The organism is Streptomyces litchfieldiae (assembly GCF_031845365.1).
Classification (GTDB): domain Bacteria; phylum Actinomycetota; class Actinomycetes; order Streptomycetales; family Streptomycetaceae; genus Streptomyces; species Streptomyces litchfieldiae.
On sequence record NZ_JAVREL010000020.1, the window covers coordinates 65,411 to 77,270 of the forward strand.

The 11,860-nt window shown below is 73.7% G+C and carries 10 protein-coding genes; 4 read left to right on the top strand and 6 right to left on the bottom strand.

The features are described 5' to 3' along the window. Positions 1–37: 37 nt before the first annotated feature. The 4 genes from RM590_RS27910 to RM590_RS27925 all read right to left on the bottom strand — a co-directional run bounded on the left by RM590_RS27910 (position 38) and on the right by RM590_RS27925 (position 6,209). Positions 38–1,018, bottom strand: coding sequence for an LppY/LpqO family protein (locus tag RM590_RS27910; protein WP_311707507.1), 981 nt, complete (start codon positions 1,016–1,018; stop codon positions 38–40). 96 nt (positions 1,019–1,114) lie between these two features. After that, positions 1,115–2,110, bottom strand: a complete 996-nt coding sequence (gene meaB, locus RM590_RS27915; RefSeq protein ID WP_311707508.1) for a methylmalonyl Co-A mutase-associated GTPase MeaB — start codon at positions 2,108–2,110, stop codon at positions 1,115–1,117. 11 nt (positions 2,111–2,121) lie between these two features. Beyond that, a complete protein-coding gene (scpA, locus tag RM590_RS27920) occupies positions 2,122–4,323 on the bottom strand; it encodes a methylmalonyl-CoA mutase (RefSeq protein WP_311707509.1) in 2,202 nt (733 codons plus the stop codon). Beyond that, positions 4,323–6,209 carry a methylmalonyl-CoA mutase family protein gene (locus RM590_RS27925; RefSeq protein ID WP_311707510.1) on the bottom strand — a complete coding sequence of 629 codons (1,887 nt, stop codon included), beginning with the start codon at positions 6,207–6,209 and terminating at the stop codon, positions 4,323–4,325. The genes scpA and RM590_RS27925 overlap by 1 nt, the downstream gene beginning before the upstream one ends. A gap of 138 nt (positions 6,210–6,347) precedes the next feature. On the opposite strand from RM590_RS27925, the gene RM590_RS27930 reads away from it, so the two are divergent. Continuing rightward, positions 6,348–6,986, top strand: coding sequence for a LysE family translocator (locus tag RM590_RS27930; RefSeq protein ID WP_311707511.1), 639 nt, complete (start codon positions 6,348–6,350; stop codon positions 6,984–6,986). Positions 6,987–7,006: 20 nt separating this feature from the next. Here the strand turns inward: RM590_RS27930 and RM590_RS27935 are convergent, their stop codons facing one another. Beyond that, positions 7,007–7,633, bottom strand: a complete 627-nt coding sequence (locus tag RM590_RS27935) for a nucleoside/nucleotide kinase family protein (protein ID WP_311707512.1) — start codon at positions 7,631–7,633, stop codon at positions 7,007–7,009. Between the two features lie 116 nt (positions 7,634–7,749). On the opposite strand from RM590_RS27935, the gene RM590_RS27940 reads away from it, so the two are divergent. Further along, positions 7,750–9,114: a glycoside hydrolase family 6 protein gene (locus RM590_RS27940; protein WP_311707513.1), complete on the top strand. Its 1,365-nt coding sequence runs from the start codon at positions 7,750–7,752 to the stop codon at positions 9,112–9,114. A gap of 92 nt (positions 9,115–9,206) precedes the next feature. Further along, on the top strand, positions 9,207–9,887 hold the full coding sequence (locus RM590_RS27945; RefSeq protein WP_311707514.1) for a TetR/AcrR family transcriptional regulator: 681 nt from the start codon (positions 9,207–9,209) through the stop codon (positions 9,885–9,887). On the opposite strand, the gene ligD is transcribed toward RM590_RS27945, so the two are convergent. Continuing rightward, positions 9,853–10,857, bottom strand: coding sequence for a non-homologous end-joining DNA ligase (ligD, locus tag RM590_RS27950; RefSeq protein WP_311707515.1), 1,005 nt, complete (start codon positions 10,855–10,857; stop codon positions 9,853–9,855). The two genes, RM590_RS27945 and ligD, sit on opposite strands and share 35 nt — an antisense overlap. 229 nt (positions 10,858–11,086) lie before the next feature. Here ligD and RM590_RS36095 point away from each other — a divergent pair, with 229 nt between their 5' ends. Beyond that, positions 11,087–11,851: an ATP-binding protein gene (locus RM590_RS36095; protein WP_394813988.1), complete on the top strand. Its 765-nt coding sequence runs from the start codon at positions 11,087–11,089 to the stop codon at positions 11,849–11,851. Positions 11,852–11,860 lie beyond the last annotated feature (9 nt).

An 11,860-nucleotide genomic window follows, 5' to 3' on the forward strand; every position in this document is an offset into this window, starting at 1 on the left:
CGGCCGCGCATCCATGGGCGCGCCTGGCCGCGCGCGTTCAGCCGACCGGTTCCACATTCGTGACGTCCAGCGCGGGGCGCAGCGCCCGGCCGATCCGCACCGCGTCGTCCACGGCCCACAGGTGGACGAAGAATAGCCGCGGGTCCTCCCGCAGGTCGTGATTGTGCAGCGTGACGATGCGGATCCCGCCGCGCCCGAGCAGCGTCAGCACCTCCAGCACCTCATCGGCGACCATGACGAAGTCGCCGGCGAACGCGGCCCGGCCGCTGCCCACGGGCTGGAAGTTCAGGGCCGTGGTGGAGCCCAGGCCGGGGGGCAGCGCCAGCCCCGCCCGGACGATCTGCTCGCGGCGGACGAGGACGAACTTGTACACGTCGCCGTAGACGGTGCCCCGCGCGCCCAGCGCGGCGTCCAGCCCCGCCGTGTCCAGGTCGAGGGGCTGCTCCGGCGGCGGCGTGCCCGGGGGCGGGGTGCCGGTGGCGTCGATCGCCGCGCGCACCGCGCGGGCCAGCGGCACCGGGTCGTGGCCGTGCGCGTGGGCGTGGATCCACCAGACGTCGGTGCTGTGGGCGGGCAGATGCTTGTGGATCGCGGTCGTCTCGACGCCGTGCTCGTGCAGGGGCGCGAGGACCCCCGCCATCTCCCGTTCGGTGACCGTCAGATCGCCCATCATCATCGTGCTGCCGTCCGCGTAGCGGATGAACCCCACATGCGAGCCCAGCGCCAGCTCCGGGGTGACGGTGACGCGCTGGCAGACCACGCGCAGGTCCAGGCGCGGGAACGACGCACGGTAGATGAGGCCGCGGTTCATGTTGCCCCGGCGGCCCAGCGCCGACCCGACGTCCGTCCAGTCGTCCAGGACGGTGGGCACCGGCTGGACCGGTCCCGGGGAGGCGGCGCGGGCGGCGCCCGCCGTCGCTCCGGCCAGGACCGGCGCGGCGACGGCCGCGGCCATGAGCGAGCGCCGCGGCGTCGCCGCCGCGCGCGGGTGTCGTTCCGGTTCACAAGTCACACTCATGCGACATATCGGACCACACCGGACCCGCGCGACCGGTGCGTTCGCCCCCCAGTGCACCTGGCCGGACCAACGCGGAACCACACCGGCGGGCGCCCGTCAGCCGCCGTCCGGGGTGCGGAACGCCGCCACCAGCCGCTCGGCGGCGAGTGTCGCGGTCAGCGTCCCCCGGCGGACCTCCTCCTCCACGACCGGGGCCAGCCGGCGCACCTCCTCATGCCGGTGCAGCCCGGCCAGCAGATGGTCCCGCACCATCGACCACACCCACTCCACCTGCTGGTCGCGGCGCTTCTCCGCCAGCCGGCCCGAGGCGTCCAGCGCCGACCGGTGCCCCTCCAGCCGCTCCCACACCGTCTCCAGACCGGCGCCCTGAAGCGCGCTGCACGTCAGCACCGGCGGCGTCCACCCCTCCTCGGCGGGGTGCAGCATCCGCAGCGCCCCGGCCAGCTCCCGGGCGGCGGCCCGGGCGTCCCGCTCGTGCGGGCCGTCGGCCTTGTTCACGGCGATGACATCGGCGAGTTCGAGCACGCCCTTCTTGATGCCCTGGAGCTGATCCCCGGTGCGCGCCAGCGTCAGCAGCAGGAACGAGTCGACCATCCCCGCCACCGTCGTCTCCGACTGGCCCACGCCCACCGTCTCCACCAGCACCACGTCGTACCCGGCCGCCTCCATCACGACGATGCTCTCCCGCGTCGCCTTGGCCACCCCGCCCAGCGTGCCGGCGCTGGGCGAGGGGCGCACGAACGCCGCCGGATCGACGGCCAGCCGCTCCATCCGCGTCTTGTCGCCCAGGATCGAGCCGCCCGTGCGCGTCGACGACGGATCGACGGCCAGCACCGCCACCCGGTGCCCGCGGGCCGTGAGCATGCTGCCGAACGCGTCGATGAACGTCGACTTGCCCACCCCCGGCACCCCGCTGATGCCGACCCGCCGCGCCTGCCCGGCATGCGGCAGCAGATCCAGCAACAGCCGCTGCGCCAGCCGCTGATGATCGGCCCGGGTGGATTCCACCAGCGTGATGGCACGGGCGATGTGGGACCTCGATCCCTCCAGCACCCCCTTGGCGTACGTGTCGACGTCGATCGCGCGTGGCATCCGCGCCCCCCTTACAGGTCGTGGCCGAGCGCGGCGGCAACCGTCGTCAGCAACTCGTGCGCGGCGTCCGGGATCACCGTACCGGGCGGGAAGACCGCCGCGGCGCCGGCCTCGTGCAGCGCCGGCACGTCGTCCGGCGGGATCACGCCGCCCACCACGATGGTGATGTCCTCCCGGCCTTCCCCGGCCAACTGCTCGCGCAGCGCCGGCACCAGCGTCAGGTGCCCCGCCGCCAGCGAGGACACCCCGACGATGTGCACGTCCGCCTCGACCGCCTGCCGGGCGACCTCGGCCGGGGTCTGGAACAGCGGGCCGACATCGACGTCGAAGCCCAGGTCGGCGAACGCGGACGCGATCACCTTCTGGCCCCGGTCGTGCCCGTCCTGGCCCATCTTGGCGACCAGGATGCGCGGACGCCGCCCCTCCGCCTCCTCGAACCGGGCCACCAGGTCCCGGGTGCGCGCCACCCCGGGCGAGCCCTGCGTCTCCTCGCGGTACACCCCGGAGATGGTACGGATCTGCGCCGAGTGCCGCCCGTACACCTTCTCCAGCGCGTCCGAGATCTCGCCCACCGTCGCCTTGGCGCGGGCCGCGTTCACCGCCAGCGACAGCAGGTTGCCCTCCAGGCCGGCCCGCTTGCCGTCATCACCGGCGGCCGCGGTCAGCTCGTGCAGCGCCGACTGGCAGGCCGCGTCGTCCCGTTCCTCGCGCAGCCGCCGCAGCTTCTCGACCTGCTGGGCGCGCACCGAGGAGTTGTCGACCTTCAGCACCTCGATCTGCTCGTCCTCCTCCACCCGGTAGAGGTTGACGCCGATGACCGGCTGCCGGCCCGAGTCGATACGGGCCTGGGTGCGGGCCGCGGCCTCCTCCACGCGCAGCTTCGGAATCCCCGCGTCGATCGCCTTGGCCATGCCCCCGGCCGCTTCGACCTCCTCGATGTGCTGCCAGGCCCGCCGCGCCAAGTCGTGGGTGAGGCGCTCCACATACGCGCTGCCGCCCCAGGGGTCGATGACCCGGCAGGTTCCCGACTCCTGCTGGAGCAGCAACTGGGTGTTGCGGGCGATCCGCGCCGAGAAGTCCGTCGGCAGGGCCAGGGCCTCGTCCAGCGCGTTGGTGTGCAGCGACTGCGTCTGCCCCTGGGCGGCGGCCATCGCCTCCACGCAGGTGCGCGTCACGTTGTTGAAGACGTCCTGCGCGGTCAGCGACCAGCCGGAGGTCTGCGAATGCGTGCGCAGCGACATCGACTTGGGGTTCTTCGGGTCGAACCGCCGCACCAGCTTCGCCCACAGCAGCCGGGCCGCCCGCAGCTTGGCGATCTCCATGAAGTAGTTCATGCCGATCGCCCAGAAGAACGACAGCCGGGGCGCGAACGCGTCCACGTCCAGCCCCGCGTCACGGCCCGCGCGGATGTACTCGACGCCGTCGGCCAGCGTGTAGGCCAGCTCCAGATCGGCCGTCGCCCCGGCCTCCTGGATGTGATAGCCGGAGATCGAGATCGAGTTGTACCGGGGCATCCGCTGCGAGGTGAACGCGAAGATGTCGGAGATGATCCGCATCGACGGCTGCGGCGGATAGATGTACGTGTTCCGGACCATGAACTCCTTGAGGATGTCGTTCTGGATGGTCCCCGCGAGCTTGTCCGGCGTCACCCCCTGCTCCTCCGCCGCGACGATGTACAGCGCCAGAACGGGCAGCACCGCCCCGTTCATCGTCATCGACACGCTCATCCGGTCCAGCGGGATGCCGTCGAACAACTGCCGCATGTCGTAGATCGAGTCGATCGCCACCCCGGCCATGCCGACATCGCCCGTCACCCGCGGGTGATCGCTGTCGTAACCGCGGTGCGTCGGCAGGTCGAACGCCACCGACAGGCCCTTCTGACCGGCCGCCAGATTCCGCCGGTAGAACGCGTTGGACTCCTCCGCCGTGGAGAACCCGGCGTACTGCCGCACCGTCCAGGGCTGGTTGACGTACATCGTCGGGTAGGGGCCGCGCAGATACGGCGCGATGCCCGGGTAGGTGCCCAGGAAGTCCAGGCCCGCCACGTCCTCCGCGGTGTACAGCGGCTTGACGCCGATGCCCTCCGGCGTCTCCCACACCAGGTCGTCGGCGCTCTTGCCGGCGCCCTCCTTGACGGCGGCCCGCCACTGATCGGAGTTGCCAGCGCCGGCGGCCGGCCCCAGGCCGACGTCCGAGAAGTCGGGGATCTGCATCACGCCACTCCCAAGAGGTCCAGGACCGAGGTCAGGACGGCGACCGCGTCGCCGCCCGCGAAGACGAAGTCGTCGATGCCGGCCGCCGCGTACGCCTCGCGCCGCTCACCGGGCCGGCCCGCCAGGAACACCCACCGCGCGCCCGCCGCCTTCAGCGCCGCCGCGACCGCCTCCGCCTCCTCGGTGTAACGCGTGTCGCTGGAACACAGGCACGCCACCGCCGCGCCGCTCCCGACCAGCGCCGCCCCGGCCGAGCCGGCGTCCACGGTCACCGGGTCCTGCACCGGCTCGATGCCGGCCGCCCGGAAGAGGTTGGCGGCGAACGTCGCACGCGCCGTGTGCGCCGCGGCCGGGCCCAGCGCGGCCAGGAAGACCCGCGGCCGGGCGCCCGTCGCGGCCAGATGCGCGTCCGAACGGGCCCGCAGCGCCTCGAACGCCTCGTCCCGGCTCACCCGCGGCAGACCGCCGCCCACCGGCTCGGGCACCGCCGGGCGCTCCACCGGCGCCTCGTCCAGGTTCGGGAACTCGCTGACGCCGGTGATGGGTTCCCGGCGCCTGGCCAGATTCCTCGACCGGCTCTCCCAGGTCGCCGCCAGCCGCTCGGCCACCAGGCCGGACTCCAGTGCCGCCGCCTGGCCGCCGGCCCGCTCGGTCTCCTGGAACCACGCCCAGGCGGCCTCGGCCAGCTCCCGCGTCAGCCGCTCCACGTACCAGGAGCCGCCCGCCGGGTCGATGACCCGCGCCAGATGGGACTCCGCCAGCAGGATCGAGGAGGTGTTGCGGGCGATCCGCCGCGCGAACGCGTCCGGCAGCCCCAGCGCGTGGTCGAACGGCAGCACGGTGACGGCGTCCGCGCCGCCCGCCCCGGCGGCCAGGCACGCCACCGTGGTGCGCAGCATGTTCACCCACGGGTCGCGCCGCGTCATCATTACCACCGAGGTCACCGCGTGCTGCCGCTGCGCCCGCGCAGCGGGCTCGGCGCCGCACACCTCGGCGACCCGGGCCCACAGCCGGCGCGCGGCGCGCAGCTTGGCGATGGTGAGGAACTGGTCCTCGGTGGCCGCGTACCGGAACTCCAGTTGCCCGCACGCCTCTTCCACGCCCAGCCCGGCCGCGGTCAGCGCCCGCAGATACGCCACACCGGTCGCCAGCGAGGAGCCCAGCTCCTGGGCGGCCGAACCGCCGGCCTCGTGATACGGCAGCGCGTCCACCGTCAGCGCGGTCACCTTCGGCCACTCCCGCCGGCACCGCGCGGCCAGCTCCGCCGCGGCCGACAGCCGCTCGGCCACCCCGGCCACGGCGCCCGTGCGGGCCGCCAGCCCCAGCGGGTCAGCGCCGAGGAAGCCCACCGCCTTGTCCGGCGCGACCCCGCGCTCGCCGTACAGTCGCAGCAACTCACCGGCGGCGGCGTCCGTTTCGGCCCCCGCGTCCAGCACCACCGGCGCCAGATCGAGCAGGACGCCCTCCAGCGCCCGGGCCAGCCCCGCGACGGGCACCCCGCCCGCGCCGGCCGCCAGCCACACCGAGGTGACGCCGTTCTCCAGATCGGCGAGCACCGCCTCGTTCGCCCGCGCCGGATCGGGGTCGGCGTGCCGCTGCCGCACATCCCAGCCGGCCACTGCCGTTCCCTCTGGTCTGCCACCCCGCAGGAACGGCGGAAAACCCGGGAACCCCGGGTCCTCGACGCCGTCCTCGGCGGTGTACAGCGGACGGGTGACAATGCCGTCCGCCAGCCGCGTCGCCAACGCGTCCTCGGCCGCCCGGCCCTCGAACTCGCCCTTGCCCGCCTTGCGCAGGACGCCCGCCACGAGGCGCTGCCACTCCTCGCGGGAGGCCTCGGGGAACTCGGCGGCCAGCGGCAGATCCTCTTCACTCACGACCGTCATGAGGGAATATTCGGCGCGGACGCTAAAGACGGTCCAAAAATCGCCACGAGTATGTCAGTCGGCCGCCGCCGGACCGCGCGGCCCGGGCCCGCGAAAAAGGGCGCGTGGCCGAGGAGTTCGCCCGGCTAACATGCGCCCATGGTCTCCACCGACCGCCTCCTGGCGTTCGCCGCGATGTCGTTCCTGCTCATCGTGGTCCCCGGTCCCAGCGTGCTGTTCGTGGTCGGGCGCGCGCTGGCCCAGGGACGCCGGGCCGCGCTGACCACCGTCGTGGGGAACACCCTCGGCGCCTACACGCTGGTCATCGCCGTGGCGTGCGGCGTCGGCGCCGTCGTGGAGCGCTCGGTCCTCGTCTTCACCGCGCTGAAGCTGGTGGGCGCCGCGTACCTGGTGTACCTGGGGATCAAGGCCGTGCGGCAACGCGGCTCGCTGCACGCCTCGTTCGGCGCGGACGCCCCCGCGCCCGGCGGGCGCCGCACCCTCTGGGAGGGGTTCGCGGTGGGCGTCGCCAACCCCAAGACGATCGTCTTCTTCGCGGCCGTGCTCCCGCAGTTCGTCGACCACAGCAAGGGCCACGTCATTCCCCAAATGCTGCTGCTCGGCCTGGTGTTCAACGCCATCGCCGTGGTCTGCGACAGCGTCTGGGGACTGGCGGCGGCCACCGCGCGCGACTGGTTCGCCCGCTCGCCGCGCCGCCTGGCGATGGTCGGCGGAGCCGGCGGCCTCACCATGATCGGCCTCGGCGTCACGGTCGCCACGACGAGCCGCGCGGACTGAACCCGGCCGCCGGGGCCGGACTAACCGGCGTCGGTCGACAGCCGCAGCACCAGGTCGCAGCGGTCGCGGAAGCGCTCGACCAGGTCCGCGTTGGGCCGGTCGTTGCCGTCGATCCACGCGCGGGCCGCCGCCGCGTCCCGGCCGTGGCCCGTGTGGCGGCTCATCAGGCGGGCATCGCGCACCTCGGCCGGCGCGTCCACGTACCACAGCCGGTCCATCAGCGCCCGGGCCTCGCGCCAGCCCGGCAGGTCACAGGCCAGATAGTTCCCCTCCGTGACGATCAGCCGCGCCTCCGGCGGCACCCGGTGGCGGGCGGCGACCGGCTCGTCCAGCGTCCGGTCGAAGTCCGGCACATACACCTCCCGCGTCCCGTCCTCGGCCAGCCGCCCCAGCAGCGCCGCGTACCCCCACACGTCGAAGCTGGGCTCCGACCCCTTGCGGGACCGCAGGGACAGCCGGTCCAACTGCTCGTTGGAGAGGTGGAATCCGTCCAGCGGCACATACGCCGCCACGCCGCCCAGCGCGTCGACGAGCGCCCGCGCCAGGGTGGACTTGCCCGCCCCCGGTGGCCCCGCGAGTCCGAGAACGGCACGCCGTCCGTTCCGCATCAGGGCCCGGGCCTCGGCGGCCAGCACGGTGAGTTCCATGGCGGCACCCTACGAAATCCCCGGCGCCGCGCGTCTTCCGGCAACCTCGCCCGACGGCTATCTTGGGAGCGCTCCCACATCCTCGCCGCGAGCCGCCCGTGAGGAGAAACGACGCCATGACCCAGCACTCCGGCAGCCGCCTGCCGTTACGCGGGCGCCTCGCGTCCGCCGCCCTGATCGCGCTGGCCGCGGCCGTCGCCCTGCCGACGGGGGCGCCTGCGGCCGAGCCGGCGACCGGCGCCACCCGCCTGGACAACCCGTACGCGGGCGCAAAGGTCTATGTGAACCCCGTCTGGTCCGCGAACGCCGTCGGCGAGCCGGGCGGCGCCGCGGTCGCCGATCAGCCGACCGCCGTCTGGCTGGAGCACATCGCCGAGATCCAGGACGCGGGCGGTGGCATGGGGCTGCGCGACCACCTCGACGAGGCGCTGGCGCACGGCGCCGATCTCGTGCAGCTCGTGCTGCGCGACCTGCCCGGCCGCGACTGCGAGAAGCTGGTCTCGGACAGCGAGCTGGGGCCCGATGAAATCGGCCGGTATCAAACGGAGTTCATCGACCCCATCGTCGAGATCCTGGCCGATCCCGACTACGCGGACCTGCGGGTGGTCGCCGTCGTGGAGCCGGGCGCGGTGGCCACCCTGGTCACCCACACCTCGCCCCGGCCGTCCGCCACCCCGCAGTGCGACCAGATGAAGGCCAACGGCAACTACCTGCGGGGCATCGGCTACGCCCTGGACCGGCTGGCCACGCTGCCGAACGCGTACTCCTATCTGGACATCGGCCACCACGCGAGCCTGGGCTGGGACGACAACCTGGGACCGGCCGCCGACCTCCTCGCCCAGGCGGCCACCACGTCGGGCGCCTCGCCGGCGGATGTCCACGGGATCATCGCCAACGTCGCCAACTACTCGGTGCTGCACGAGGGGTTCTTCGACGTGGACGACGTCATCAGCGGCCAGCCCGTGCGCATCAGCCGGTGGGTCGACTGGAACCGTTACATCGACGAGGTGCCCTACGCCCTGGCGTTCCGCGACGAGTTGATCGACCGCGGCTTCGCCCCGGACATCGGCGTGCTCGTCGACACCTCGCGCAACGGCTGGGGCGGCCCCGACCGGCCCACCGGTCCCGGGACGTCGACCGACGTCAACACCTATGTGAACCAGAGCCGACTGGACCGCCGTACCACCGCGGCCAGTTGGTGCAACGTGGCGAAGGCCGGGCTGGGCGAACGGCCGGCCGCCGCGCCCGCGCCGGGCATCGACGCGTACGTGTGGGCCAAGCCGCCGGGGGAGTCGGACGGTTCGCCCGACAACGGTGACGGCGGCGGCGGAATGGGCGGCGACCGGATGTGCGCGGAGTACGCGTGGTTCCCCGGCCAGCCCCCGACCGACGCCCTGCCGGGCGGCCCGCCCGCCGGCGAGTGGTTCCCGGAGCACTTCGCCCGGCTGCTGGCCAACGCCTGGCCGCCGCTGGAGAGTTGACAGGGAGCGGGCCGGTTCCGGACGGCGTCCGTCCGCTCGGACTGGCCCGGTCCGAAAGGATTGAGATCATCCGATCGGGGTAGTCTTCCGCCATGGTTGTCGCCGGGAACGCCCCCGCCCCGGAAGGCAGGGAGCGTGCCGACTCCCGGCGCAAGCGGCTGCGGCTCGTCGACGCGGCCCGCACCGCCGTCGCCCAGCACGGCCTGGACGTGGCGGCGGCCGACATCGCCGCCCGTGCCGAGGTCGGGATCGGCACGCTCTACCGGCGGTTCGGCTCCAAGGAGGCGCTGATCGAGGTCGTGCTCCTGGAGGCCACCGAGCTCATGGCGGACGCCGCCCGGCGGGCCCTGGACGACGGTGATCCGGAGTCCGCGCTCGCCTCGTTCGTCACCGAGCTGGCCCGCACCCAGGTCGCCAACCGCGGCCTGGCGGAGTTCACCAGGCGCGTGGCCCGGCCGGACGCGGAGCTGTCCGAGCCGTTGCGCGAGCGCACCACGCTGCTGCGCGACGCGCTGGCGGAGCTGACCGTGCGCGCGCAGGCGGCCGGTGCCGTGCGCGCCGATGTCTCGTGGCGGGACATCGCGGTGCTGGCCCAGGCCGCCGCCGGGACGACGAACTGCCTGGGCGTCGAGGCGGGCGGCGAGCAGTGGCGGCGCACCCTCGGGGTGCTGATGGACGGTCTGCGGCCGGTCGCCGCACGGCCGTTGCCCGGCATCCCGCCGGACGACAGCCCCGGCGTCACGGGGGCGGCTCCGGAAGGTCCGGGAGGGTGACCTCCTCCGGCTCCCGGTCAGGTCGCAGCCCGCGCCAGGACGGCTGCCGCAGCCGCCGGTCCCGGGTCCAGGTGCGGTGGGCGACCTCGCCGACCAGCCGTGGTTCGACCCAGTGGGCGCGCCGGGCCCCTTCCCGGGGCACCGCGTCGGCGAACGGGCTGGTGGCGCGGGCCAGCGCGGCGAGCCGGCCGAGGATATCGGCGAGGGCCGCCTCGGTGAAGCCGGTGCCGACGTGGCCGATGTAACGCAGCCGGCCCTCGGGGTCGTGCGCGCCCAGCATCAGTGAGCCCACGGTGTCCGCCCGCCGCCGCTCGCCGGGCTGCCAGCCACCGACGACCACCTCCTGGGTGCGGACGAGGGCCTTCTTGATCCACAGCCGGGAACGGCGCCCGGGCTGGTAGGGGGAGTCGAGCCGCTTGGCGAGCAGCCCCTCCAGCCCGTGCTGTTCGGCGACACCGAGCAACTGCTGGGGCCCGATCTCGGGGCCGGAGTAGTACGGCGGAACGGCCAGCCGGCCCTCGGTGGTCTCCGTCGCGTCCGCGCCCAGGCCGGCGAGCACGGCGCGCCGCCGTTCGTAGGGCTCGGCCAGCAGCCGGTCGCGGTCCAGCAGCAGGATGTCGAACGCGAAGTAGACGACCGGCACTTGGGCCAGCAGCCGGGGACCGGGGCGGCGTTGGTGCCGGCGCTGGAGCAGGGCGAAGTCGGGCCGTCCCGCGTCGTTGAGCGCCACGATCTCCCCGTCCAGCACGGCGGCCCGGCCGCCGGGCGCGGCGCCGAGCGTGCCGGCCAGTTCGGGGTAGACGGCCGTGAGGTCGTTGCCGTTGCGGCTGGTGAGCCGGGTGGTGCCGTCGGGCGCGACGCGCAGACAGCACCGGTACCCGTCCCACTTGTACTCGTACGCCCAAGCGCCGCTGGGGAGTTCGCCGTCCACGGCGAGTATCGGCGGCACCGCGTCCGGAATCCCGTCCATGTCCCCAGTAGACGCCGGGTGGCGCCCATGGCCACGGACGGTAACCGGAACGGCAGACGCGCGCGTGTCCTATGCCGCTGTCACCACCATGTGACGACTCCGCATCTGGCGATCTGCAATTTTCAAGTTACCTATTGCGACCTGAACTTGGCAGTGTCATAGTGTGGTGGACGCGCCTCACCTGGGCAAACAGGTGCGCGTGGGACATCGGCAGACGAAAGGCGGCAGCATGGCTCTTTCCGCCACCGCGCCTCTCTGGGGGACTGTCCGGCCGCGGCGTTCCGCCCGCGGCACGGCGAGCGCGGTGCCGGAGCCGCGCACGACGGCGTGGCAGTGCCGGTCACCCCACCCCGGAGAGAGCTTCAGGCTGCCCGCGGTGCCCAGATCCGTCCCCGTCGCGCGCGCCCGCGCGCGACGGGTGCTGTGCGCCTGGCAGGTGCCCGACGAGCCCCGGGAGAACGCGCTGCTGGTCCTCTCCGAGCTGGCGACGAACGTGATCGCGCACCCCCGCAGTGACGCGTTCGTCTGTGTGCTGCGGGACACCGAGGACAAGCTGGCCGTCGAGGTCGTCGACCAGCACCGGGGTCCCCGCATGCCGGAGGCCCGCGTGGCCCGGCCGGGGGACGAGCACGGCCGGGGCCTCGCCCTGGTCGCCGCCCTCAGCACCGCCTGGGGTCGAGGGCCTGTCGTTTGGATCCCCGCGGGGCCGCGCCCCTTGGCATCTCTCCCCCAGACTCCGTCCGGGAGGTGCCCCCAGGCTGCGTTGCCGAATCGCGCGAGTACGTCCCCCAGCCTGGCGGCTGGGAGGTGCCCCCATCCGTACGAGCTGCGATCCGGCGCCTTGCCATACATGGGGGTACCTCCCAGGCCCCCAAGGGCCTGGGGGAGCCAGACGACGCAGCCTGATCCACGGCGACCCAAACGACAGCCCCTACCAGACGCGCCGGAGACCCGCGGCCAGGCGGTCTGGGCGATCCTGCCCCGGTGCGCGTAGCCGCGGGCG